This window comes from Citrobacter sp. ABFQG (genome assembly GCF_004322975.1).
GTDB lineage: Bacteria > Pseudomonadota > Gammaproteobacteria > Enterobacterales > Enterobacteriaceae > Citrobacter > Citrobacter freundii.
On the sequence record NZ_CP036435.1, the window covers coordinates 4,029,572 to 4,055,393 of the forward strand.

A 25,822-nucleotide genomic window follows, 5' to 3' on the forward strand; every position below is an offset into this window, starting at 1 on the left:
AAGAATCGAATAAATGGATTTTTGATATGAGTCGGTAATGTGTGACTCATTAGGCTTCCATCTGTAATAAAGTACGTAAACCCGCCGCTTTGTTGTCTATTTCTTGCCATTCCTGCTCAGGATCTGAACCACGTACGATCCCTGCCCCGGCATACAGGCGCACCACGTTTGCGCTAATTTTCGCCGAACGTAGTGACACGCAAAACTCACTTTGGCGCCGTGAAAGATAACCCGCAGAACCGGCATACCACTCACGTTCAAAGGGTTCATTTTGTTGGATGAATTCACGTGCCAGCTCTCGCGGAATACCGGCGACAGCCGCCGTGGGCTGGAGTTGCATCAGGCAAAGCATATCGTCGGCCTGATTCAGTTCCGTCCAGATGCAACGGCGCAAGTGCTGCACTTTACGCAGTCTCAGCACCTGTGGCGGCAGCACATCAAGAGTTTGCGTACAGCCTTGCAGGCGCTGGCAAATATCTTCAACCACCAGCATATTCTCACGCTGGTTTTTATCATCTTTCATTAGCCATTCACCCAACTGCCAGGCGCGATGATCCTCAGGGTGGTTAGCAACGGTTCCGGCCAGCGCCTCGGTGCGCAGCGCCGTGTCTCGCCGCCGATACAGACGCTCAGGGGAAGAGCCAAGAAAAGCGGAGTCGGCAGAGAATGCCATAAAGAAATGGTAGCAGTTCAGGTTTAAGCGACGGCTGGATGCCATCACGGCCGCGGCATTAACCGGCTGAGAAAACTGTAAATCGGTCGCCCGCGCCAGCACGACCTTATCGAGGTCTTCTCCTGCGATCGTTTGGGTGGCGAGTTTTATCAGATTTGTCCAGCCCGCTTTATCTGGCCAGTTCTGTTCTCCCGTCAAACTGAGACGCAACGCGGGTAGCGGCTTAACATTGGCGAGCGATGAGATAAACGCCACCGCCTGCGCGGCGTCGTCACGTAACGATACGTCGCTGTAGAGATGTAAGCGTAAGCTCGCCACTCCGGCGCAACGTCGCCACTCCAGCCGCGGCAGCAGCAAATTGCCACGCTGTGGCTCAAAGGCATTCAGGCCCCAGATGCGCAGGTCGGGATGATTATCATGCTGGTGTAAAAACTGCTGAGCTGATTCCAGTGAGGAAAATGCGGCGACGGCCCCTAATACGGCGGCCTCTTCGTCGCCGTTACGCTGCTGCCAGTAAAACTGGGGCCAGACGGGTTGACTGGCCAGCCATCCTAAAGCGTCAAACGCATCATTCAGTGGGAAAGGTATATCGTAAATACGAATTCCAGGTGCTGCTGGCATCTCTTGCGATAAATGACGCATCAGACTTTCCAGCGCAGTAGTGATTGAATGCACGCGGACCTCTCCCTGTTAAAAACCTCACATTATACGGGGTACTGAGCAGAAAAAGCAGTACCCCCAGTTAGGGAGTACGTACAAATGCGATGACAGAACGGAATTTATCGCCGTGCTAACAATAATCCCATCACTAAACCGACTGTGGCGCCAACGCCAATCCCGCGCCAGGGTTTTTCGTGCACATAATCATCCGCCCGACAAACAGCTTTTTTCGCACGGTAATAGTAGCTGTCAGAAGCATGGCTGACGCGATTTCTCACCTCTTCTAACGCCCGTTCTGCCCGCGCTTTTAACTCAAGGTATTTTTGATCTGCTGGGTCGCCAGAAGAACGCAGCACCTCTTCCAGCGTTTCACTTAATAATTCCAGATCATCATCGACACGTGATTCATAAGAATGAAAAGACATTATATTCTCCCTTTCTATTGACGTACCCGCTAACTATAGACAACCTGGACTGTTTGCGCCTGTTTACGCCTGATGTGCTTCCCGCGCCATTCCGACGTGTGGAATACCGTCTTCGTCATAGATATCCGTTACCGGAACAAAGCCAAAGCGCGCATAGAACGATTGCAGATGCGCCTGCGCGCCCAGATATAACGCCTTGTGTGGCCAGTGTTGCGCGCAGGATGCCAGCGTCTGGGCCATCAGCCGTTGCCCCAGTTTTTCACCGCGCAGCGCTTCGCTTACAATCACCCGACCAATCACCACCGGCTCCAGCTCGTCATCGCTTTTCAGAATCCTCGCATACGCCACCAGCTCATCGTTATGCCAGCCCAGAATATGGCGATTCTCTCCAACCAGGTCATCGCCATCCACATCCTGGTACGGACACTGTTGCTCAACTACAAACACCGCGCATCGCAACTGAAGTAGTGCGTACAGTTGTTGGGTACTCAGCTTTGCATGGTGGAGATCTTGCCAGTGAATCATTGTCTGCCCCTATGTTGTGATAACCTGAACACCCTGCCTTATTGATGGCGAAAAGTGTAACGCGAAGATGGAATTACTATTTTTAGGCACGTCAGCGGGAGTCCCCACTCGCTCACGCAATGTAACGGCAATTTTACTGAATCTGCAACACCCGACTCAGGCGGGGCTGTGGCTTTTTGATTGCGGTGAAGGGACGCAGCATCAGATGCTCACCACTCCTTTCAATCCAGGAAAACTCGATCGTATTTTTATCAGCCATCTGCACGGCGATCACCTGTTTGGTTTACCGGGACTACTGTGCAGTCGCTCAATGGCCGGCAATGTCCAGCCTCTGACGCTTTACGGGCCAAAAGGGTTGCGAGAGTTTACCGAAACCGCATTACGTCTGAGCGGCTCCTGGACCGATTATCCGATGGAAATTGTGGAAATCACCGCAGGTGAGATTGTCGATGACGGCCTGCGTAAAGTCACGGCGTACCCGCTGGCGCATCCGCTGGAGTGCTACGGTTTTCGCATTCAAGAGCATGACAAACCCGGTGCGCTTGACGCTAACGCCCTGAAGGCGGCAGGTGTTAAAGCGGGCCCGTGGTTTCAGGATTTGAAAGCCGGGAAAACTATCGTGCTGGAGGATGGACGTACGATCCACGGCGCCGACTTCCTCGCCCCGGCCACCAGGGGAAAATCAGTCGCTATTTTCGGTGACACTGGACCCTGCGCGTCCGCCATTGAACTGGCTCGAGGTGTAGATGTCATGGTACACGAAACCACGCTGGATGCCTCAATGGAGGAGAAAGCGAACAGTCGCGGGCACAGCTCAACCCGACAAGCCGCACAGCTGGCGCTGGATACCGGAGTGGGACGCCTGATCATGACCCACGTTAGCTCACGCTATGATGAAAAAGGCTGTCAGCGTTTGCTTGAAGAGTGCAAAGCGATTTTTCCAGACACGGAACTGGCTCACGATTTCGCCATTTTCAGCGTTTAACGCTTTATTTTTCCGCCTCAGTGCCGATAACAGTGGAAAGGCTGGCTTTCACACTGAGGACAGGATGAACAATTTCCAGAAAGATATTGATGACAGGACAAACCTAACCCTGTCTAACCGTTTTGAACTACTGCTATTTCGCCTCGGCAAATCTGTTGAGGAGCAGAAATCAGAGCTATTTGGCATCAACGTATTCAAGCTGCGTGAAATCGTGCCGATGCCGACCTTTACGCGTCCGGCTGGTATGAAGGCCCCGCTGCTGGGTATGGTTAATATTCGCGATCAGGTGATCCCGGTGATTGACCTGCCCGCCGTCGCGGGCTGTAAACCAGAGACCGGACTCAACATCCTGTTGATCACAGAATATGCCCGCAGCGTCCAGGCGTTTGCGGTGGAGTCAGTGGAAAACATTATGCGCCTGGACTGGCAACAGGTGCATACCGCCGAGAAAGCCGTCAATGGTCGCTATATCACCAGTATCGCTTGCCTGGACGATAACAAAGAGACCAACAACCTGGCGCTGGTGCTCGACGTTGAGCAGATCTTGTATGACATCGTACCGGCGAACCACGACCTGCGCGCAACCGATCTGAAAACCAATAAATTCAACATCACGCCGGGTGCGGTGGCGATTGTGGCAGATGATTCAAAAGTGGCCCGCGCAATGCTGGAAAAAGGGCTTAACGCCATGGAAATCCCGCATCTGATGCATGTAACGGGCCAGGATGCGTGGGAAAAAATACAGCAGCTTTCCGCAGAAGCACTGGCGGAGGGCAAGCCTATTAGCGAGAAGATCGCCCTGGTACTCACCGATCTCGAAATGCCGGAGATGGACGGTTTTACGCTTACCCGCAAAATAAAAACCGACGAACGCCTGAAGAAGATCCCGGTCGTTATCCACTCTTCGCTTTCCGGTAGTGCGAACGAAGATCATGTTCGCCGAGTAAAAGCGGATGGCTACGTGGCCAAATTCGAAGTCAATGAGCTTTCTTCAGTGATCCAGGAAGTGATGGATCGCACAGCAAAAGGCATCAGCGGTCCGCTGGTGAGCCGTCAGCTATTGAACTGACCGTATTTCACGCATAAAAAAACCCGCCGAGGCGGGTTTTTTCGTTACTGCATGTAGCCTTACATCAGCGGAGTCGCTAACTGCACAATGCTGATCAGCGGTTGCGGGTAAATACCCAGCACCAGTACCAGCAGGGCAGAAATCAGCACCACGATACCGCCCGCGCTGTACTGCCAGTTGGATGGCGCATCGCGGTTCAGCTGTTGCGGTGCGCTCAGGTACAGGCTCACGGCAACACGCAGATAGTAGTACAAACCAATCGCCGAACCGACCACCACAGCGGCAACCAGCCACCACAGGTTAGCCTGCACACCGACTGCCAGTACGTAGAACTTACCGATAAAGCCCAGCGTCATCGGGATACCGGCCAGAGACAGCATCATTACCGTCATCACTGCCGCGAGGATCGGACGATGCCAGAACAGACCACGGTAGGAGAACAGAGAGTCCGCATCCGGGCCGCGGTACGGGCTGGACATCAGGCTGACCACACCGAACGCGCCGAGGCTGCTGAACAGGTAACCGGCCAGGTAAACGCCAACCGCTTCCATCGACATCTCGCCGCTCTGCAGAGCAATCAGCGCCACCAGCAGGTAGCCGAGATGAGAGATCGAAGAGTAACCGAGCAGACGTTTAATATTGGTCTGGCTCAGCGCCATCAGGTTACCGAAGATGATGGAAGCAAAGGCAATCACGCCCAGTACAATACGTACCGCTTCACTATCCCCTACCGGTGCGTACAGGAACAGACGCATCACCACGCCGAAGATAGCGATTTTGCTCGCCGTCGCCAGGAAGGTGGAAACCGGAGCCGGAGCGCCCTGGTAAACGTCTGGCGTCCACAGGTGGAACGGAACCAGCGAAAGTTTAAAGCCGAGGCCAACAATCATCAGACCGAAGCCCGCCAGCAGCAGCGGTTCGTGCAGCATGCCGTCGCCGAGGCTCTTACCGAGCGCAACAAACGACAGATTGCCAGACTGCGCGTACACCAGCGCCATACCGAACAGCAGGAAGGAAGACGCTGCGGCAGACAGAATGGTGTATTTGATACTGGCTTCCAGCGAACGTTTCTGACGGAACGCATAGCCAACCAGACCAAACAGCGGCAGAGAGATCAGCTCAATACCAAGGAACAGCGCCGCCAGATGGTTAGCGTTAGCCAGCAGAATACCGCCGAGTGCGGCAATCAGCACCAACAGGTAGAACTCTTCCCGGTTGTCGTCGTAGCCTTCCAGCCACGGGTAAGCAAAGGTACAGGTGGCAAGACTGGCCAGCAGCACCAGTCCGGTGTAGAGCATGGCGAAACCGTCAACCCGCATCAGCGGGGTGACGTCCATGGCGCCCGCCTGGCCAACAAACCAGAGCGAAACCAGCGCGGCGTTAAGCCCAATGACCGATAACGTGGCATTGAGGAAGTGATTGCGTCGCCACGCAATGGAGAGCATCACAACCACCACCGTCAAGCCGACGATCAGCAGCGGTAGCAGCGCAATCAGGTGTTGTGGAGTTATTGTCATGGCGATTTACGGCCTTGTAGTAGTAACGGAATTAACAAACCACTGCTGGATGTTGCTCATCGCAGAATGCGAGGTATCCAGAATCGGCTGCGGATAGAAGCCAAGCAGTACCAGAAGCACGACCAGCAACAGGATGATAAACAGCTCACGCAGCGACATCCCTGGCAGTTCAACACTGGCAATCTGGCTCTTCGCTTTACCGAAGTAAGCGCGATGCAACATCGCCAGCGAGTAAACAGAGGCAAACACCAGACCAAAGGTCGAGATCACGGTAATGACCGGAACCACCTGGTAGCTGCCGAACAGAATCATAAATTCGCCAACGAAGTTACCTGTACCAGGCATACCCAGCGTACACACGGCGAAGAACATTGACAGCGCAGGCAACCATTTCATTTTGCCCCACAGGCCGCCCATCATACGCATATCACGCGTGTGCAGACGTTCGTACAGCTGACCACACAGAATGAACAGACCGGCTGCGGACAGACCGTGCGCGATCATCTGAATAACCGCACCCTGGTAAGCCAGCTGGCTGCCGGTGTAGATAGCAATCAGTACGAAGCCCATGTGCGATACGGAGGTGTAAGCGATCAGGCGTTTGATATCGTACTGATTAAAGGCCATCCACGCGCCGTAGAAGATACCGATAACGCCCAGCCACATTGCGATAGGTGCAAACTCCGCCGACGCGTTCGGGAACAGCGGCAGGGAGAAGCGCAGCAGACCGTAGGCTGCGGTTTTCAGCAAAATCCCCGCCAGGTCAACGGAACCTGCGGTCGGCGCCTGGGAGTGTGCATCCGGCAACCAGCCGTGCAGCGGAACCACCGGCATTTTCACCGCGAAGGCGATGAAGAAGCCCAGCATCAGCAGATATTCCACACCGTGGGACATCGGGGTATTCAGCAACTCTTCATAGTTGAAGGTCCACACACCGGTCGCTTTATAGTGCACAAACACCAGCGCCAGGATGGCAATCAACATCACCAGACCACTCGCCTGGGTATAAATGAAGAACTTGGTCGCCGCCGTGATACGCGTTTTACCGTCAGAGGCTTTATGCCCCCACAACGCGATCAGGAAGTACATCGGCACCAGCATCATTTCCCAGAAGAAGAAGAACAGGAACATGTCGATGGCAAGGAACACGCCGATCACGCCGCCTAAGATCCACATCAGGTTCAGATGGAAGAAGCCCTGGTATTTTTCGATTTCATTCCAGGAGCAAAGTACCGCCAGAACACCGAGCAGACCGGTCAGCACTACCATCAGCAGCGACAGACCATCGATAGCCAGATGAATAGAGATGCCAAAACGTGGGATCCACGGCAGGACAAACTCAGACTGCCACTGCGGAATGCCAGCGGATTGCGTCAGTGAATAGCCGCCCTGCAACCACAGTTGCAGGCCAAGCGCCAGCGTCAATCCCATGGTAATCAGCGCGATCCAGCGCGGCACCTTCACGCCAAAGCGTTCGGTCTGCCAGCACAGGAAGCCACCGATAAAGGGAATTAATATTAGCCAGGGTAGTAACATGGCGATCTTTATTCCTTGTTAAAGTCCCATCAGGACCTGATTTTCAACGAATTCTCAAACAGAAAATTCACTTCGGATTGCGGCTTTTTTTGCCCGGTGGCGCGAACGCTTACCGGGCCTACAGATTCCCGTAGGTCGGATAAGCGCGAGCGCCATCCGACATCAACCCCACAATCCTCAAACTCAACGCAGTACCATCAACAGTGCCAGCACAACGACGGCGCCGATGCTCATTGATGCGACATACCAGCGCAGATAACCGTTCTCGCTCAACAGCAGGCCTTTACCTGCAAAGCGGGAAAGGATCGCCGGAATGTTCATCATTGAGTTGAGCGGATCGCGTTTCAGCAACCAGGCAACACCCAGGAACGGCTTGACGAACACTTTGTCGTACAGCCAGTCGAAGCCCCAGGCGTTATACCACCAGGTACCCAGCAGGCGGCCCGGCGCACTGTTGGCAATCGATGTCACAAGCTGGCGTTTACCCAGCCACAGCCATGCTGCGATCAGGATGCCCGCAATCGCTACGATACCGGAGGTAATTTCCAGCGTCATGACGCGACCATGCTCAAGCTCGGTCGTCGCAGGCAGTACACCCTGCAGCGGCGGCACAATCAGCGCGCCAACGAAGGTGGACAGGATCATCAGCACAATCAGCGGCAGATGATGGGTAATCCCCTTCCCTGCATGAGCGTGAATTTGTTCTTTACCGTGGAACACGATGAAAATCATACGGAAGGTGTACAGAGAGGTCATGAACGCACCGACCAGACCTGCAACCATCAGATTAATATGACCATTCGCCATTGCACCGGCCAGAATCTCATCCTTACTGAAGAAGCCAGCGGTAATCAGCGGCAGAGCCGACAGCGCCGCGCCACCGATCAGGAAGCAGAGATACACCAGCGGAATTGACTTACGCAGTCCGCCCATCTTGAAGATGTTCTGTTCGTGGTGGCAAGCCAGGATAACCGAGCCGGATGCCAGGAACAGCAGCGCTTTAAAGAAGGCGTGCGTCATCAGGTGGAAAATCGCCGCATCCCACGCCTGTACACCGAGAGCCAGGAACATATAACCAATCTGGCTCATGGTGGAGTACGCAAGAACGCGTTTGATGTCGGTCTGTACCAGCGCAGCAAAACCCGCCAGCACCAGAGTGATGGCACCGATAATCCCCACCAGGTGAAGGATTTCTGGGGTCATCAGGAACAGGCCGTGCGTACGTGCAATCAGGTAGACACCGGCGGTAACCATCGTCGCAGCGTGGATAAGCGCAGAGACAGGCGTCGGGCCGGCCATCGCATCAGCAAGCCATGTTTGCAACGGCAACTGCGCAGATTTACCGACCGCACCGCCCAGCAGCATCAGGGTTGCCCACATCAGCATGTTGTTACCATCTGCAAAGTGCGCAGGCGCCAGTTCCACCATTTCGCGGAAGTTCAGCGTGCCCAGCTCGTTGTAGAGGATGAACAGCGCGAACGCCAGGAATACGTCACCAACACGGGTTACCACAAAGGCTTTCATTGCCGCAGCGCCATTCTTCGGATCGGTATAGTAGAAACCAATCAGCAGATAGGAGCACAGGCCCACGCCTTCCCAGCCGAGGTACATCAGCAGCAGGTTATCCGCCAGCACCAGAACCACCATGCTGGCGATAAACAGGTTGGTGTAGGCGAAGAAACGAGAATAGCCCTCTTCTCCGCGCATATACCAGGAGGCGAACATGTGGATCAGGAAACCAACGCCGGTCACCACGGAGAGCATAGTCAGCGACAGGCCATCCAGCACCAGGTTAAAACCGATGTTGAAGTCGCCGACTGACATCCAGGTCCACAGCGGCTGGCTATAAGCCTGCTGGCCATTGGCAAAGAAATCAACGCCAACAAACGCAGTCACCAGCGCGGCCAGACCAATCGACCCGACACCCACGGTAGCGGACAGATTTTCTGACCAACGACCACGGGAAAACGCCAGTAATACAAAGCCAATAAATGGCAGAATAATGGTTAAGGCAAGCATGTTCATCCACGCATCTCACTTACTGAATCGATGTTCAGGTTCTGGCGACGGCGATGAAGTTGCAGCAACAGCGCAAGTCCAATGCTCGCTTCCGCAGCCGCAAGGCTGATGGCGAGAATGTACATCACCTGACCATCGGTCTGGCCCCAGTAGCTTCCGGCGACCACAAAGGCCAGCGCGGAGGCGTTAATCATGATTTCCAGCCCGATCAGCATAAACAGCAGATTGCGGCGGATAACCAGACCGGTCAAACCCAGGACGAATAAAATCGCAGCGAGGATCAGTCCATGTTGTAAGGGGATCATGCGTGCTCCTCCGTTTTTCTTTTCGCGCGGTCATCAGTGCGATTGCTCAGCACTTCACCTGAACGCTCTTCGCGCCCCACGTGGAAGGCCACAACCAGGCCCGCCAGCAGCAGCATCGAAGCCAGTTCGACCGCCAGTACATACGGTCCGAACAGGGAAATACCGACTGCTTTCGCGCTAATTGGCGTCCCGTCGATGCCCTGATCGTTTACGCCCAGAATGGCGTAAACAATGACCACCAGCATGATGGCCGACAGAATCGCCGGACCAATCCACACCTGAGGTTTCAGCCACTGGCGTTCCTGTTCAATTTCAGAACCACCGAGGTTGAGCATCATTACCACGAATACGAACAGCACCATGATAGCGCCCGCGTAGACGATAATTTCCAGCGCACCGGCGAAGTAAGCGCCTAACGAGAAGAACACCCCGGAAATCGCCAGCAGCGAAATAATCAGATACAGCAGCGCGTGTACCGGATTGGTGTGGGTGATCACCCGCAAGGTTGCGAGAATGGCTATCAGGCCACAGATATAAAAAGCGAACTCCATTGCCCCTCTCCTTACGGTAACAGGCTCTTGACGTCGATAGGCTTGGCTTCGTTCTCTGCTTCGCCCTTATCTTTGCCGTCGATTGCCATACCTGCCATCCGGTAGAAGTTATATTCCGGGTATTTGCCCGGACCGGAGATCAGCAGATCCTCTTTCTCGTAAACCAGGTCCTGGCGCTTGTACTCACCCAGCTCGAAATCTGGAGTCAGCTGAATAGCCGTTGTCGGACAGGCTTCTTCGCACAGGCCGCAGAAAATGCAGCGTGAGAAGTTAATGCGGAAAAACTCCGGATACCAGCGGCCATCTTTGGTCTCTGCTTTTTGCAAAGAGATACAGCCTACCGGACACGCTACCGCACACAGGTTACAGGCAACGCAGCGCTCTTCACCGTCTGGATCACGAGTCAGAACGATACGACCACGAAAACGGGGCGGTAGATAGACCGGCTCTTCCGGGTACATCTGCGTTTCGCGTTTCGCGAACGCATGCAGGCCGATCATCCAGATACTGCGTACCTGGGTGCCGAAACCTACGAACAATTCTTTTAAGGTCATGGTCTTTGTGTCCCTTATTGCGCCTGCCAGAGAATGACAGCCGCAGTTACCAGCAAGTTGACGAGCGTCAGCGGCAGACAGACTTTCCAGCCGAAGGACATTACCTGGTCATAACGAGGACGCGGTAACGACGCACGAATCAAAATGAACATCATCATGAAGAACGCGGTTTTCAGCGCGAACCAGACGAATGGCGGTAAGAACGGGCCATGCCAGCCACCGAAGAACAGGGTAACCATCAGTGCAGAAATGGTGACGATACCGATGTATTCACCCACGAAGAACAGACCGAATTTCATACCGGAATATTCAATGTGGTAACCGTCGGCCAGTTCCTGCTCGGCTTCTGGCTGGTCAAACGGGTGACGGTGACACACCGCCACGCCCGCGATGGCAAAGGTGACAAAACCAAAGAACTGCGGAATAACGTTCCAGATATCAGCCTGGTTGTTGACGATGTCGGTCATGTTAAATGAACCGGCCTGCGCCACCACGCCCATCAGGGAAAGTCCGAGGAACACTTCGTAGCTTAGGGTCTGCGCAGACGCACGCATCGCACCGAGCAGGGAGTATTTGTTGTTACTGGACCAGCCGGCGAACAGCACTGCGTATACCGCGAGGCCCGCCATCATCAGGAAGAACAGGATCCCGATGTTCAGGTCAGCAACCACCCAGTTCGGACTCACCGGCACGATGGCGAAAGCCAGCAGCAGCGAGGTGAAGGCGATCATCGGTGCCAGGGTAAAGATGACGCGATCCGAGAATTTCGGGATCCAGTCTTCTTTAAAGAACATCTTGATCATGTCCGCAACCAGCTGGAGCGAACCGCCCCAGCCAACACGGTTCGGTCCGTAACGGTTCTGGAACAGACCCAGCAGACGACGTTCGCCAAAGCTCATGAATGCCCCGCAGGTGACCACCACCAGCAGGATCACCACCGCTTTGAGAATGCTCAGCAGGATCTCAATCAGATCGGGTGTAATCCAACTCATTGTTGTGCCTCCTGCAGATCCTCAAGACGCGCACCTGCCAGAACCGGCGCGATGCCAGGCATGCCCATCGGTAAACCAACCTGCCCTGCCGTTAATCCTTCAGCGATTTCAACCGGCAGCGTAACCGTGTTGCCATCGTAGCTGAAAGAAACGCGCGTACCGGCATTAACACCCAACTTCGCGGCATCAGCCGGGTTGAGTTTGATGTACGGCTGCGGCATACGGGTCTGGAAGACCGGCGCACGCTGGGACATTTCGTCACTGCCAAACAGATGGTAGTACGGCGCGACACGCCACTGACCATCCTGAGCATGGAAGCTCGCCGGAACGGTAGTGAAGTAATCCATACCATCCGCAGAAGCTTCGATCAGGCGCACGCCCGGATCGCCATGACGCAGTTTACCGCCCACTTCATCCTGGAACTTGTTCCACGCCTGTGGGGAGTTCCAGCCCGGAGCCCAGGCAAACGGAATTTGTGAACGCGGTGCAGACGGCTGGTTGTTCCCTTCCATAGAGAAAGCGAACATAGTGTCTTTGTCCTGCGGTTGACGCGGTTCGTGTACGCTGATGTTGGCGCGCATTGCGGTACGCCCACTGTAGCGGTGCGGTTCACGCGCCAGCTTCTGTCCACGGATACGGAAGCTTGCGTCCGGCGCGGCATCTTTAATGCCCGCCAGCTGCGGCAACTTCTCAACAACCGCGTCGATAACGTGGTCGAGCTGCGTCCAGTCCACTTCACGGCTCTGCACGGTGCTGTGCAGCGAGTGCAGCCAGCGCCAGCTTTCCAGCATTACGGTGTTGCTGTCGTAGTAGGATGGGTCATAAACCTGGAAGAAACGCTGGGCGCGGCCTTCGTTGTTAATCACCGTACCATCGCTTTCGGCGAAGCTTGCAGCGGAAAGCACCAGATGGGCGTTTTCCATAATTGCCGTAAGCTGATGGTCAACGACCAGTACCAGCGGCGCTTTCGCCAGCGCGGCATCAACGCGAGCGGCTGAAGCATGGCGATGCAGGTCATTTTCCAGCACCACAACAGCGTCAGCGCGGCCTGTTTCCAGCTCGGTCAGCGCATCGTCAAGGGAACCACCGCCAATCATGCCGAGGCCCATGCTGTTAACCGAGCGAGCAATCATGGTGATGCCAACGTCTGCGCCACGGCCTTTCAGCGCCTTCGCCACGTTGGCAGCCGCCTGAATCACTTCGGCGCTACCGGCGTTGGTGCCGGAAATAATCAGTGGTTTCTTCGCCCCGGCTAGTGCCTGAACGATAACGTCAATTTTGTTCTGCAGGTCACGGTCAATACCGTCAACCGCCGGCGCGTTGTTATCCAGCGCGTGGGCGATAGCGAAACCTAAACGCGCCTGATCTTCAACCGGTGCGCGATAGGTCCAAGCGGCGATATCGTCCAGACGGGTGTTATCGACGTTGGTAACGAATAGCGGATGCTTAGCACGCTGGCCGATATTAAGGATTGCTGCGATCTGCCAGTCAGCCACTTTCTGTGCCGCCGCCATTTCACGCGCTTTACCTTTCACCGCCTGACGCACCGCCAGCGCAACGCGTGCGCCGGTCTGGGTGACATCTTCTCCCAGCACCAGAACCGCATCATAAGATTCGATTTCGCGCAGTGCCGGAGTATGAATCCCGCCGTCACGCAGTACGCTCAACGCCAGTTGCAGACGATCCAGTTCGCCCTGAGCGATACCGGTATAGAAGTTATCCGCACCGACCAGTTCACGCAGCGCGAAGTTACTTTCAACGCTGGCGCGCGGGGAGCCGATACCAATCACTTTCTTCGACTGACGCAGAATATCTGCCGCGCCCTGCATCGCCTGCTCGGCGTTCAGCGTGATCAGGTCATCGCCACGACGCTGTACCGGCTGACGCGGACGGTCTTTCAGATTCACGTAACCATAGCCGAAACGACCACGGTCGCAGAGGAAGTAGTGGTTAACGGTACCGTTATAACGGTTTTCGATACGACGCAGTTCACCGTAGCGCTCGCCCGGGCTGGTGTTACAGCCGATGGAACACTGCTGGCAGATGCTCGGCGCAAACTGCATGTCCCATTTACGGTTATAACGCTCGGAGTGCGTTTTATCGGTGAAGACGCCGGTTGGACAAATTTCAACCAGGTTGCCAGAGAATTCGCTTTCGAGCGTACCGTCTTCCGGACGACCGAAGTAGACGTTGTCATGTGCGCCATACACGCCCAGATCCGCACCATCGGCGTAATCTTTGTAGTAACGTACACAGCGATAGCAGGCGATGCAGCGGTTCATTTCGTGAGAGATGAACGGCCCCAGGTCCTGGTTACGGTGAGTACGCTTCGTGAAGCGGTAGCGACGGAAGCTGTGACCGGTCATGACGGTCATATCCTGCAGGTGGCAGTTGCCGCCCTCTTCACAGACCGGACAGTCGTGCGGGTGGTTAGTCATCAACCACTCCACGACGCTTTCGCGGAACTGCTTCGCTTCTTCGTCATCAATAGAAATAAAGGTGCCTTCGGTGGCCGGTGTCATACAAGACATCACCAGGCGACCACGCGTGTCTTCCGCGTTCTGATATTGCTTCACCGCACACTGGCGGCAAGCACCGACGCTTCCCAGCGCCGGGTGCCAGCAAAAGTACGGAATATCAAGGCCAAGAGACAGACAAGCTTCCAGCAGGTTGTCCGCTCCGTTGACCTCATATTCTTTGCCGTCTACATGAATCGTAGCCATAGTCAGCATGCTTCCAGTTGGCTCGGTCGTAACCGAGCGTTAATCGAATTTCTTATCGCGACACAGGGCTAACCCTGTGATCACCAGCGCTCTTTCAGCAGGTTTGGCTGAATACCACCAATAGCGTGGGTATTGCTGAAGGTCTGCTTGATGCCAGCTTCGAATTCTTCGCGGAAATATTTAATGGCGCTCTGCAGCGGTTCCACTGCACCCGGTGCGTGTGCACAGAAGGTTTTACCCGGGCCGAGGAAACGACACAGTTGCTCAAGTGTCTCGATATCCCCAGGCTGGCCTTCGCCACGCTCAAGCGCGCGCAGAATTTTCACACTCCACGGCAGACCATCACGGCACGGCGTACACCAGCCACAGGACTCGCGGGCAAAGAACTCTTCGAGGTTACGCACCAGAGGAACCATGCCAATCTCGTGATCGACAGCCATTGCCAGCGCGGTGCCCAAACGGCTACCTGCTTTACCAATGCTTTCGAATTCCATCGGCAGATCGAGGTGTGCTTCGGTCAGGAAGTCAGTCCCCGCGCCGCCAGGTTGCCAGGCTTTGAACTTCAGGCCATCGCGCATGCCGCCCGCGTAATCTTCGAGGATCTCACGCGCGGTAGTACCGAAAGGCAGTTCCCACAGGCCAGGGTTCTTCACACGACCGGAGAAGCCCATCAGCTTGGTGCCCGCGTCTTTGCTCTTCGAAATGTTCTGGTACCACTCCACGCCGTTCGCGAGGATAGCCGGTACGTTACACAGGGTTTCGACGTTGTTTACGCAGGTCGGCTTACCCCATGCGCCAGAGCTTGCCGGGAACGGCGGCTTGGAGCGTGGGTTAGCACGGCGACCCTCAAGGGAGTTGATCAGCGCGGTTTCTTCACCGCAGATGTAACGCCCTGCCCCAGTGTGGACAAACAGTTCGAAGTCGAAACCGGTGCCCATAATGTTTTTGCCAAGCAGACCGGCTTCGGTCGCTTCGGCGATCGCGCGACGCAGATGCACGGCTGCTTCGATATATTCACCGCGCAGGAAGATGTAACCACGGTACGCTTTCAGCGCAAACGCGGAAATCAGCATGCCTTCCACCAGCAGGTGCGGCAGCTGTTCCATCAGCAGACGGTCTTTATAGGTGCCCGGCTCCATTTCATCGGCGTTACACAGCAGGTAACGGATGTTCATGGATTCGTCTTTCGGCATCAGGCTCCACTTCAGACCAGTGGAAAAGCCCGCGCCGCCGCGCCCTTTCAGGCCAGCGTCTTTTACCTGATTAACGATTTCGTCCGGTGACAGCCCGGTCAGGGCCTTACGCGCACCTTCGTAGCCGTTCTTGCTACGGTATTCGTCCAGCCAGACCGGCTGTTTGTCATCACGCAGACGCCAGGTCAGCGGATGGGTTTCGGGAGTACGGATAATGTCTTTCATTTATACCGCTCCAGCAGTTCGGGAATGCCTTCCGGGGTCAGATGAGCGTGAGTATCCTCATCGATCATCATGTTTGGCCCTTTGTCGCAGTTCCCCAGGCAACAGGTCGGCAGCAGCGTAAAGCGACCATCAAAAGTCGTCTGCCCCGGCTTGATGTTGAGTTTTTTCTCAAGCGCGGCCTGGATCCCCTGGTAGCCGTTGATATGGCACACCACGCTGTCGCAATAGCGGATCACGTGGCGACCTACCGGCTGGCGGAAGATCTGGCTATAAAACGTAGCAACACCTTCTACGTCGCTTGCCGGAATACCCAGCACATCAGCGATCGCATAGATCGCCCCATCCGGCACCCAGCCACGCTGTTTCTGAACGATTTTCAGCGCTTCAATGGACGCCGCACGCGGGTCTTCGTAGTGGTGCTTCTCGTGCTCAATCGCTTCACGCTCAGCCGCACTCAGCTCAAAAGCCTCGGTTTGTGGTTGTTGATTCTCGTGCATAATTAGCGGTCCACATCTGACATAACAAAATCGATACTACCCAGATGGACGATTAGGTCGGACACCAGGCTGCCACGTACCGCTACCGGGATCTGCTGCAGGTGCGCATAGCTCGGGGTACGGATACGGGTACGGTAACTCATGGTGCTGCCATCGCTGGTCAGGTAGTAACTGTTGATACCCTTGGTCGCTTCTACCATCTGGAAGGACTCGTTTGCCGGCATAACCGGACCCCACGAAACCTGCAGGAAGTGGGTGATAAGGGTTTCGATATGTTGCAGCGTGCGCTCTTTCGGTGGCGGCGTCGTCAGCGGGTGATCCGCTTTGAACGGGCCTTCCGGCATGTTATTGAGGCACTGCTCAAGGATGCGCAGACTCTGGCGCAGCTCTTCAACTTTCAGCATCACGCGGGTATAGCAGTCGGACACACCGCCGCCAACCGGGACCTCAAAGTCAAAGTTTTCATAGCCAGAGTACGGACGCGCTTTACGCACGTCGAAATCAATACCGGTCGCACGCAGCGCAGCACCGGTACAACCCCAGTCCAGCGCTTCTTTCTTACCGTAAGCGGCAACACCCTGCGAACGGCCTTTCAGGATGGTGTTACGCAGCGCGGCTTTCTCGTAAGAATCCAGACGTTTTGGCATCCAGTCGAGGAAATCACGCAGCAGTTTGTCCCAACCGCGCGGCAGATCGTGTGCCACACCGCCGATACGGAACCAGGCCGGGTGCATACGGAAACCGGTGATCGCTTCCACGACGTCGTAGATTTTCTGACGATCGGTAAAGGCGAAGAATACCGGGGTCATCGCGCCGACGTCCTGAATGAACGTGGAGATGTACAGCAGATGACTGTTGATACGGAATAGTTCAGACAGCATGACGCGAATCACGTTGACGCGATCCGGCGTGGTGATGCCTGCCAGTTTCTCAACCGCCAGTACGTAAGGCATTTCGTTAACGCAGCCGCCGAGGTACTCGATACGGTCGGTGTACGGAATGTAGCTGTGCCAGGACTGACGTTCGCCCATCTTTTCAGCGCCACGGTGGTGGTAGCCGATGTCAGGTACGCAGTCGACGATTTCTTCGCCATCAAGCTGCAGCACAATACGGAACGCACCGTGGGAAGACGGGTGGTTAGGACCGAGGTTGAGGAACATGAAGTCCTCATTTTCGGTGCTACGCTTCATGCCCCAATCTTCAGGTTTGAAGGTCAGCGCTTCCATTTCCAGATCCTGTTTGGCTTTAGTCAGCTCAAACGGGTCGAATTCAGTCGCACGCGCCGGGTAGTCTTTACGCAGCGGATGGCCTTCCCAGGTATGCGGCATCAGCAGACGCGTCAGGTGCGGGTGACCTTCGATGTCGATGCCAAACATTTCCCAGGTTTCACGCTCATACCAGTTGGCGTTCGGGAACAGTTTGGTGAAAGTCGGTACGCGCAGATCGTTTTCAGACAAAGCCACCTTGAGCATGATATCGCGATTGCGTTCAATGGAGATCAGGTGATAGAAAACGGAAAAATCCGCGGCGGGTAACCCTTCGCGGTGCGTACGCAGACGTTCGTCCATGCCGTGTAAGTCAAACAGCATGACGTAAGGTTTCGGCAGTCTCTTTAAGAAATCGCCAACTTCCAGTAATTGTTCACGCTTGACCCAAACAACGGGTACCCCGGTGCGAGTCGCCTGAACGGTAAAGGCATCCGGCCCAAAACGGTTGCGCAGTTCGCCAATGACCGGGTCATCAAGGTGATCCCGTGTTTGCCATGCAGCGTCTTGCGCGGTTAAGTCGGTCATATTGTTCACCATTGCAAATGGTCCGTGGTGGTCGGCAGTGCTTCGCGCTATTTATGTAGTGATAAGCGAAGGAAGTGCTGCTGCCGACAGGCGCAAATTAAATCTCGTCTGGTGTACGAAGATTCGTTACAGCAATACGTTCGCCGCGTTTACGCTCGCGTTCTGATTGCATATTGGCGCGATAAACGCCCTGATCGCCAACCACCCAGGAGAGCGGACGGCGTTCTTTGCCAATGGAATCTTGCAGCAGCATCAGAGCCTGCATATACGCTTCTGGGCGCGGCGGACATCCCGGGATGTACACATCGACCGGAATAAATTTATCAACGCCCTGCACCACAGAATAGATGTCGTACATCCCGCCGGAGTTGGCGCATGCGCCCATGGAAATAACCCATTTCGGTTCCAGCATCTGATCGTAGAGGCGCTGAATAACTGGCGCCATTTTGGTAAAGCAGGTTCCGGCTACGACCATCAGGTCAGCCTGACGCGGCGATGCACGCAGTACTTCCGCACCAAAACGGGCCACATCGTGCACGGCGGTAAACGAGGTCACCATCTCAACGTAGCAGCAGGAAAGGCCAAAGTTATATGGCCAAATTGAGTTTTTACGGCCCCAGTTAACCATGTCATGCAGTTTGCCCATGAACACGTTTTTGTTAACTTCTTGTTCCAGGGGGTCGGTTACGATCTCCTGTTTTTGCAGGGGGTAACGGTCGTTCTCACCGTTAGGATCTATGCGGGTGAGCGTATAATCCATCTTAATGCCTCGCGGTTAGCGTTGACGATTAGCGATACTGTTCGTTTCCGGGTTCATACGCTCGCGGCGTGAACGCGCGGGCGTCCAGTCCAGCGCGCCAATACGCACCAGATAAACCAGACCTGCCAGTAACACAAAAATAAAAATTGCAGCTTCCACAAAGCCAATCCAACCGCTTTCACGGATAGAAGTTGACCATGCGAACAGATACAGCGCTTCAACGTCGAAGATAACGAAGAACATGGCTACCAGATAAAACTTGGCAGACAGGCGCAGGCGGGCGGTGCCGACCGAGTCGATACCTGATTCAAACGGCACGTTTTTAGATCTCGCGCGTGCGCGACCCCCTAAAAACCAGCCGCCGACGAGCATCAGGCAACACAGGCCAATGGCAACGATAAGAAAGATAGCGAATGCCCAGTGATGAGCGATGATTTCAGTGGATGTTGACATACTCATTGCTTACTCATCAAAAGTAGCGCCAAATTCTCTGCTCTTTTCGGCAGATGAACGCCACATCGATTCATGGGGAGGAATAAAAAAACCTTACAATCACTGTGAAAAATCATTTTATACAGCTAATTGATGGGGTTTTTTACTCCTTTCTATAACCTTTTGTCAACTTTAACAAAAGTTTCCTCACATTATTTTACACTAATCCAACTTCATTAACATAAAGTGCTCTTTAGACCCATTTCGATTGCATCATCGGTCATTTTTAATGTTGTTGAATCGTGTCCGTAGTGAAGTAAAAAAGATAATACACGTCTATTTTGACAGGAATTCACCCAGATGCCTCCCCCTAAATGGGAGTATTTTCTTGATCTGTGACACGCTTTTGTTAATTCACCATAAAAAACAGCAACAATTTCTCTAGTTTTTTAACATGGAAACATTTAGCAACGCGGCTGATTATTTTTCACCCTATTGTCAGTCTGTTTTTTTACCTGCTGATTTTGTTAAGTTTTAGTATATGAATGAACAGAAAGCAGTAATATTTGCATAAAAAAAGAGCCGCTGGATGTTTTTTCATCATCAGTGGCTCTTTTTTACACTTACATTTTTAAACGTTTTTTTGTGACGCTTTACTCAAAGTCGCCTTCAACAATCAGCGAGTCATCTCCCCCTTCAGGGGTAAACTGATTGTATTGCCAAGGATTTTGATATGTCTGCATCGACTTAAAGATAGCCTGAGCTAATTCATTTTGCGTGCCCGGATCGCTGCACAACAGATACTCGGTATCAGGCAGAGGTGGCAATCCGTCCGCCGCCCCCAGTACGCGTAAATCCGGGCTCATCATTTCTACAGGACGCGCAGTAACGCCAAGCCCTGCTTTTACCGCCGCGCGGACCGCAGGTAATGTTGAAGCGACATAAGCCAGACGCCACGGGATCTGTGCGGCATTCAACGTCGCCAGCACGATATCGCGAAACGGGCTGGGATCGTCCAGCAGAACTAACGGCACGGGTTCGCCTTTTTGCAGGATATATTCGGCTGCGCAATACCAGTGCGTCGGTGAAGTCCGCAAATTCAGGCATTCAAAATCGTCAGGGCGATTCGTGGTGACCACTAAATCCACTTCTTGCGACTTAAGCATCTCCACCATGTAAGCATTGCGTTTCACTCTTACATCAAGCGCAAGTTTCGGATAAACCGAACTAATGCGGTTAAGCAGAAATGGGAGTATGGTGTCGGCGGATTCATCAGAAGCACCGATAGTTAACACCCCCTGAAGATTGTTAAACATCAATGATGAGCATGCCTCATCATTAAATCGCAGTATTTTCCTGGCGTAACCCAACAGCTGGATACCATGTTCGGTCAGCAGTTTGTTGCGTCCATGACGCGCGAACAACTCTTTCCCCACAAGTTGCTCAAGGCGCTGCATTTGCTGACTTACCGCAGACTGAGTTCGACATACCGCAGCTGCCGCAGCCGCGAAGGTATTTAGGTCGGCAACAGCAACAAAGGTTCTCAGCAGATCGAGGTCGAGGTTAATTATCGGACGATTTGCATTTATCATAGTTTTTCACTTACTCGCGGGTCATACCGGGTTAATGCTGTGCATTCAGAATCAAACAACTCCATTTGTAATGTGCCTCCCTTCAGTTTCGCTTAGTGTAACCAAGTGAAAATAAGGATGTATTTGGTTTAACAAACGAAACAATTCTCTTTCTGAGCTATTTTAAGACCCGTGATATTCATCGGAATATAGCAACGAGAAAGAGCCGTATTTTTAGCTGCCGTATGATTCTGACTAATGGAAAACATGTAAATTTTGTAAATTTAAAAAATAGTTAACGAACAATAATTTACACATTAAGAACTAACTTTTCAGTATGTTATGAACAACCAACAAACATTTGAATTATCGTAAAACTCGTACTACAAACCATTTCATAGGAGTTATCTTAACCTAAAACCACTATATTTATAAGTGTTATTGCGAATAATTCCGGGCGAATTGGTGTTATGTCAGTGCAACGGTTTTCGTATTATTAGCCCACTCAATTTGATGTCGTTTAAATAATAAATAATAATTAATTAAGAATCTCTCAATTCATTAATTATGCTTAACAATGGATTCACACCGTATCACGTAGGGATCAGACCGATAACAGAATTCGTTGATGAAACCTCAGTATTTTCGAATCGCGCCGTATCACACAGATATCGACTGCATTTTGTTTTATAGGGGTAACTTTTTTCGACCAGACAAATCACCATACCAAAGCCAACAAAGCAAAACATAAACCATAAAAAACACAACAATCCAGATTATTACACTGTAATAATTGCATAATTTAGTTATTAAAAGTTAATTATCGTCCTCCTGCTTTCCAAAATCTTCTACTAAAGACCCTTCAAAACTCACCGTCGTGGGAGTACATTGTGCTGGGCTGACTTCCACGGCAGGGAGTGGCATTCACAGCTAAAAAGGTCAACGTTCATGTCCCCCATTGAAAAATCCAGCAAATTAGAAAACGTCTGTTATGACATTCGCGGCCCGGTTCTGAAGGAAGCAAAGCGCCTGGAAGAAGAAGGCAACAAAGTTCTGAAACTGAACATCGGCAACCCTGCGCCTTTCGGGTTTGAAGCACCAGATGAAATTTTAGTGGATGTGATCCGCAATTTGCCAACTGCGCAAGGATATTGCGATTCCAAAGGCCTTTATTCAGCCCGCAAAGCAATCATGCAGCATTACCAGGCCCGCGGGATGCGCGATGTAACCGTAGAAGATATCTATATCGGTAACGGCGTATCCGAATTGATTGTGCAGGCCATGCAGGCATTGCTGAACAGTGGGGACGAAATGCTGGTTCCTGCACCTGATTATCCACTGTGGACGGCGGCGGTTTCGCTCTCTGGTGGTAATGCCGTGCACTACCTGTGTGATGAATCGTCAGACTGGTTCCCGGACCTGGATGATATCCGCGCCAAAATTACGCCGCGTACGCGTGGGATCGTCATCATCAACCCCAACAACCCAACCGGCGCTGTTTATTCTAAAGAGCTGCTGATGGAGATTGTTGAGATTGCTCGCCAGAACAACCTCATCATCTTTGCAGATGAGATTTACGACAAAATTCTCTACGATGACGCCGAGCACCACTCGATTGCGGCAATGGCCCCGGATCTGCTGACTATTACCTTTAACGGCCTGTCAAAAACCTATCGTGTTGCCGGTTTCCGTCAGGGCTGGATGGTACTGAACGGACCGAAGAAACATGCCAAAGGGTATATCGAAGGCCTTGAGATGCTGGCTTCTATGCGCCTGTGTGCGAACGTCCCGGCACAACATGCCATTCAGACTGCGCTGGGCGGATATCAGAGCATCAGCGAATTCATCATGCCTGGCGGACGTCTGTATGAGCAACGTAACCGCGCCTGGGAACTGCTCAATGATATCCCTGGCGTCTCTTGCGTAAAACCGCGCGGTGCACTGTATATGTTCCCGAAAATTGACGCCAAGCGCTTCAATATTCATGACGACCAGAAGATGGTGCTCGATTTCCTGTTGCAGGAAAAAGTACTGCTGGTCCAGGGGACAGCATTCAACTGGCCGTGGCCGGATCATTTCCGCATCGTTACGCTGCCGCGAATTGATGATATCGAAATGTCGTTGAGTAAATTTGAGCGTTTCCTGTCAGGGTATCGCCAGCTGTAACCACGCAAAGTGCTACCGGGTTTGCATCCGGTAGCACTCTCTGCGCAAAATACCGTTACTGAAGTCACTGAGTAAGGGTCGTTATGAAGCAGAGCCACTTTTTTGCCCACCTCTCCCGTCTGAAACTCATTAACCGCTGGCCGCTGATGCGCAACGTGCGCACCGAAAACGTGTCCGAACACAGTCTGCAGGTTGCTATGGTTGCTCATGCGCTGGCCGCGATCAAAAACCGTAAATTTGGTGGTCAGGTAAATGCTGAGCGTATTGCCCTGCTGGCGATGTATCACGATGCGTCAGAGGTGTTAACCGGCGATCTCCCTACCCCAGTGAAATATTTCAACTCGCAGATTGCTCAGGAATATAAAGCGATAGAGAAAATTGCCCAGCAAAAACTGGTCGATATGGTTCCCGATGAGTTGCGCGATATTTTTGCACCGCTCATTGATGAACATGCCTTGAGTGAAGAAGAAAGATCGATTGTTAAACAGGCCGATGCCCTGTGCGCGTATCTGAAGTGCCTGGAAGAACTCTCCGCCGGTAACAACGAATTTCTGCTGGCGAAAACACGTCTGGAAAAAACGCTGGAGTCACGACGCAGCGAAGAGATGGACTACTTTATGGACGTGTTTGTCCCAAGCTTTCACCTTTCATTAGATGAAATCAGCCAGGATTCACCGCTTTAAACGATTTTGCCGGATGGCGGCTAACGCCTTATCCGGCCTACAGGTAACGTGATATCCGTAGGCCTGATAAGCGCAGCGCCATCAGGCGTTTACTGCGGCGGTCAAAACGGGAACAGCATCGGGATCATCACCACGCACACTGCCATGACAATCACCGTAAACGGTACGCCAATCTTCACGAAGTCGCTAAAGGTGTAGTTACCCGGCCCGAGCACCAGTGTGTTTACCGGTGAAGACACTGGCGTCATAAAGGCTGCGGAAGCCGCCATCGCAATCACCATCGCAAACGGATACGGCGAAACGCACATCGACTTTGCCGCCGCCAGCGCAATCGGCGCCATCAGTACCGCCGTTGCGGTGTTAGAGATAAATAACCCAATGGTCGCGCACAGCACGAACAGGCAGCCCAGCATCATATACGGGCCATACCCACCACCAACGTCCATTAGCCCTTTCACCACCAGATCGACGCCGCCCGTTTTCTGTAACGCCAGCGCAAAAGGCATCATCCCGACAATCAAAATAATGCTTGGCCAGTGAATGGCTTTGTAGGCGCTTTCGGCATCGATGCAGCGGAATTTTCCCATCAGCAAACATGCGATAATCGCGGCAACCGTATTAGGGATTTCATCGGTGAGCATTAACGCGACCATCAGTACCAGACAGAAAATCGCATGCGGCGCCTGGCTGTGCGCCGGAGAAGCTTCACTGACTTCCACAGGCATATTTAGCACCACAAAATCGCGCCCTTTTTGTCCAAGCAGCGTGATCAGCTTCCAGTTGCCCACCACTAAAATGATATCGCCCATCAACAGCGGCTCATCAACCACCGCCCCGGCCAGCGCCGTACCATCGCGCTTCAGCCCAACGACATTCAGCCCGTAACGCGTACGAAAAGCGATTTCCCGTACCGTTTTGCCGATCAATTCCGACTCAGGGATCAGAGAGATTTCGGCCATGCCCACATCAAGTGCCTGCTCGGAGAAGTATTCTCCACGCAGCACCATCGGTTCCAACAGTTGCTCAGCGCAAAATTCACGCAGGTCGACATCGGCCGCAGACATATCAATCAGCAATACGTCACGAGCACGAAACTCAGAAACCCCGTTTACGTCAACGATCACGCGACGAAAGCGACGCCAGCGCTCCACGCCAATCACGTTTGCCCCGTAGCGCTCACGCAGTTTCAGGTCGTCCAGACGCTGGCCTATCATAGGAGAACCCGGGCGAATCGCCAGGCGACGCGCGCGCCCGGTCAGGCGATATTCTTTAATCAGATCGCGAAAAGTCCGGCGCTTCCAGCCGTCGCCCGGCTGCCCGGAGTCTTCACCCTTCAGCATAAAACGCATCACCAGCATATAAATTATGCCAAGTACCAACACCACCAATCCCAGTGGGGTTACGCTAAAAAAGCTAAAACCATTAAGTCCTTCACGTAACAGTTCACTGTTGACGACCAGGTTTGGCGGCGTTGCCACCAGCGTCATCATGCCGCTTATCAAGCCGGCAAAACTTAGCGGCATCATCAGGCGTGAAGGGGAAATTTCCATGCGCATGGAAACACTTAAGACAACCGGAATAAAGATGGCGACCACACCGGTCGAACTCATGAATGCACCGAGTCCAGCTACGGTTATCATCAGCAACACCAGCATTTTGACTTCACTGCTACCGGCGACCTTCACCAGCCAGGCGCCCATTACTGTCGCCACACCGGTACGCACGAGGCCGTCACCGATAATGAATAAAGCCGCTATCAAAATAACGTTAGGATCGCTGAACCCGGAAAAAGCCTCTGTGATGCTCAATGTTCCACTCAGAACAAAGGCAATAATGACCAGCAAAGCGATCGCGTCCATACGCACTCTGCCAGTTGCAAACAAGACGACAGCAATCGCCAGCAATGAGAGAACCCATATCAATTCACCGTTCACAACATATCCTTGTTAAATGAGAGGGATGGACTGA

22 protein-coding genes are annotated in these 25,822 nt (G+C 53.3%); 4 read left to right on the forward strand and 18 right to left on the reverse strand.

Translation table 11 applies throughout. The features are described 5' to 3' along the window. Positions 1–49: 49 nt before the first annotated feature. The 3 genes from menF to WN16_RS19880 form a co-directional block, all read right to left on the reverse strand. A complete protein-coding gene (gene menF / locus WN16_RS19870) occupies positions 50–1,348 on the reverse strand; it encodes an isochorismate synthase MenF (protein WP_044701182.1) in 1,299 nt (432 codons plus the stop codon). 104 nt (positions 1,349–1,452) lie between these two features. Beyond that, positions 1,453–1,758: a stress response protein ElaB gene (gene elaB, locus WN16_RS19875; RefSeq protein ID WP_032936574.1), complete on the reverse strand. Its 306-nt coding sequence runs from the start codon at positions 1,756–1,758 to the stop codon at positions 1,453–1,455. A 63-nt stretch (positions 1,759–1,821) separates the two neighbouring features. After that, a complete protein-coding gene (locus WN16_RS19880; RefSeq protein ID WP_044701185.1) occupies positions 1,822–2,283 on the reverse strand; it encodes a GNAT family N-acetyltransferase in 462 nt (153 codons plus the stop codon). Between the two features lie 67 nt (positions 2,284–2,350). Here WN16_RS19880 and rbn point away from each other — a divergent pair, with 67 nt between their 5' ends. Both rbn and WN16_RS19890 read left to right on the forward strand, forming a co-directional pair. Then, positions 2,351–3,268, forward strand: a complete 918-nt coding sequence (gene rbn / locus WN16_RS19885; RefSeq protein WP_044701188.1) for a ribonuclease BN — start codon at positions 2,351–2,353, stop codon at positions 3,266–3,268. A gap of 64 nt (positions 3,269–3,332) precedes the next feature. Next, positions 3,333–4,337: a chemotaxis protein gene (locus tag WN16_RS19890; RefSeq protein ID WP_003839364.1), complete on the forward strand. Its 1,005-nt coding sequence runs from the start codon at positions 3,333–3,335 to the stop codon at positions 4,335–4,337. A gap of 59 nt (positions 4,338–4,396) precedes the next feature. On the opposite strand, the gene nuoN is transcribed toward WN16_RS19890, so the two are convergent. The 14 genes from nuoN to lrhA all read right to left on the reverse strand — a co-directional run bounded on the left by nuoN (position 4,397) and on the right by lrhA (position 21,026). Further along, positions 4,397–5,854: an NADH-quinone oxidoreductase subunit NuoN gene (gene nuoN / locus WN16_RS19895; protein WP_003027689.1), complete on the reverse strand. Its 1,458-nt coding sequence runs from the start codon at positions 5,852–5,854 to the stop codon at positions 4,397–4,399. A gap of 6 nt (positions 5,855–5,860) precedes the next feature. Next, positions 5,861–7,390: an NADH-quinone oxidoreductase subunit M gene (gene nuoM, locus WN16_RS19900; protein WP_003027692.1), complete on the reverse strand. Its 1,530-nt coding sequence runs from the start codon at positions 7,388–7,390 to the stop codon at positions 5,861–5,863. 183 nt (positions 7,391–7,573) lie between these two features. Then, the gene (gene nuoL / locus WN16_RS19905; protein ID WP_003027695.1) at positions 7,574–9,415 is read right to left on the reverse strand and encodes an NADH-quinone oxidoreductase subunit L; all 1,842 of its coding nucleotides are present in this window, start codon (positions 9,413–9,415) and stop codon (positions 7,574–7,576) included. Continuing rightward, complete coding sequence (gene nuoK, locus WN16_RS19910; RefSeq protein ID WP_000612644.1) at positions 9,412–9,714, reverse strand: NADH-quinone oxidoreductase subunit NuoK; 303 nt, start codon at positions 9,712–9,714, stop codon at positions 9,412–9,414. Before nuoK ends, nuoL begins: the two co-directional genes overlap by 4 nt. After that, a complete protein-coding gene (gene nuoJ / locus WN16_RS19915) occupies positions 9,711–10,265 on the reverse strand; it encodes an NADH-quinone oxidoreductase subunit J (protein ID WP_003028059.1) in 555 nt (184 codons plus the stop codon). Before nuoJ ends, nuoK begins: the two co-directional genes overlap by 4 nt. An 11-nt stretch (positions 10,266–10,276) precedes the next feature. Further along, positions 10,277–10,819, reverse strand: coding sequence for an NADH-quinone oxidoreductase subunit NuoI (nuoI, locus tag WN16_RS19920; RefSeq protein ID WP_003028062.1), 543 nt, complete (start codon positions 10,817–10,819; stop codon positions 10,277–10,279). 14 nt (positions 10,820–10,833) lie between these two features. After that, a complete protein-coding gene (nuoH, locus tag WN16_RS19925; RefSeq protein ID WP_003028063.1) occupies positions 10,834–11,811 on the reverse strand; it encodes an NADH-quinone oxidoreductase subunit NuoH in 978 nt (325 codons plus the stop codon). Beyond that, entirely contained in the window at positions 11,808–14,534 is a 2,727-nt protein-coding gene (gene nuoG / locus WN16_RS19930; protein WP_044701224.1) for an NADH-quinone oxidoreductase subunit NuoG, read from the reverse strand. Before nuoG ends, nuoH begins: the two co-directional genes overlap by 4 nt. An 80-nt stretch (positions 14,535–14,614) precedes the next feature. Further along, positions 14,615–15,952 (reverse strand): NADH-quinone oxidoreductase subunit NuoF, encoded by a 1,338-nt coding sequence (nuoF, locus tag WN16_RS19935; RefSeq protein ID WP_003839356.1) that lies wholly within the window; start codon positions 15,950–15,952, stop codon positions 14,615–14,617. Beyond that, the gene (gene nuoE / locus WN16_RS19940) at positions 15,949–16,449 is read right to left on the reverse strand and encodes an NADH-quinone oxidoreductase subunit NuoE (RefSeq protein WP_003028069.1); all 501 of its coding nucleotides are present in this window, start codon (positions 16,447–16,449) and stop codon (positions 15,949–15,951) included. Before nuoE ends, nuoF begins: the two co-directional genes overlap by 4 nt. A 2-nt stretch (positions 16,450–16,451) precedes the next feature. Continuing rightward, a complete protein-coding gene (gene nuoC / locus WN16_RS19945) occupies positions 16,452–18,254 on the reverse strand; it encodes an NADH-quinone oxidoreductase subunit C/D (RefSeq protein ID WP_003028072.1) in 1,803 nt (600 codons plus the stop codon). Between the two features lie 85 nt (positions 18,255–18,339). Beyond that, on the reverse strand, positions 18,340–19,002 hold the full coding sequence (nuoB, locus tag WN16_RS19950) for an NADH-quinone oxidoreductase subunit NuoB (protein WP_003028075.1): 663 nt from the start codon (positions 19,000–19,002) through the stop codon (positions 18,340–18,342). Positions 19,003–19,017: 15 nt separating this feature from the next. Beyond that, on the reverse strand, positions 19,018–19,461 hold the full coding sequence (gene nuoA / locus WN16_RS19955; protein WP_003028077.1) for an NADH-quinone oxidoreductase subunit NuoA: 444 nt from the start codon (positions 19,459–19,461) through the stop codon (positions 19,018–19,020). Positions 19,462–20,087: 626 nt separating this feature from the next. Continuing rightward, complete coding sequence (gene lrhA / locus WN16_RS19960) at positions 20,088–21,026, reverse strand: transcriptional regulator LrhA (RefSeq protein ID WP_044701192.1); 939 nt, start codon at positions 21,024–21,026, stop codon at positions 20,088–20,090. Positions 21,027–21,953: 927 nt separating this feature from the next. On the opposite strand from lrhA, the gene alaA reads away from it, so the two are divergent. Next, on the forward strand, positions 21,954–23,171 hold the full coding sequence (alaA, locus tag WN16_RS19965; RefSeq protein WP_003028082.1) for an alanine transaminase AlaA: 1,218 nt from the start codon (positions 21,954–21,956) through the stop codon (positions 23,169–23,171). An 83-nt stretch (positions 23,172–23,254) separates the two neighbouring features. After that, positions 23,255–23,854: a 5'-deoxynucleotidase gene (gene yfbR / locus WN16_RS19970; protein WP_003028083.1), complete on the forward strand. Its 600-nt coding sequence runs from the start codon at positions 23,255–23,257 to the stop codon at positions 23,852–23,854. A 101-nt stretch (positions 23,855–23,955) separates the two neighbouring features. Here yfbR and WN16_RS19975 read toward each other — a convergent pair whose 3' ends face one another. Then, positions 23,956–25,788 (reverse strand): SLC13 family permease, encoded by a 1,833-nt coding sequence (locus WN16_RS19975; protein ID WP_044701197.1) that lies wholly within the window; start codon positions 25,786–25,788, stop codon positions 23,956–23,958. Positions 25,789–25,822: the final 34 nt, after the last annotated feature.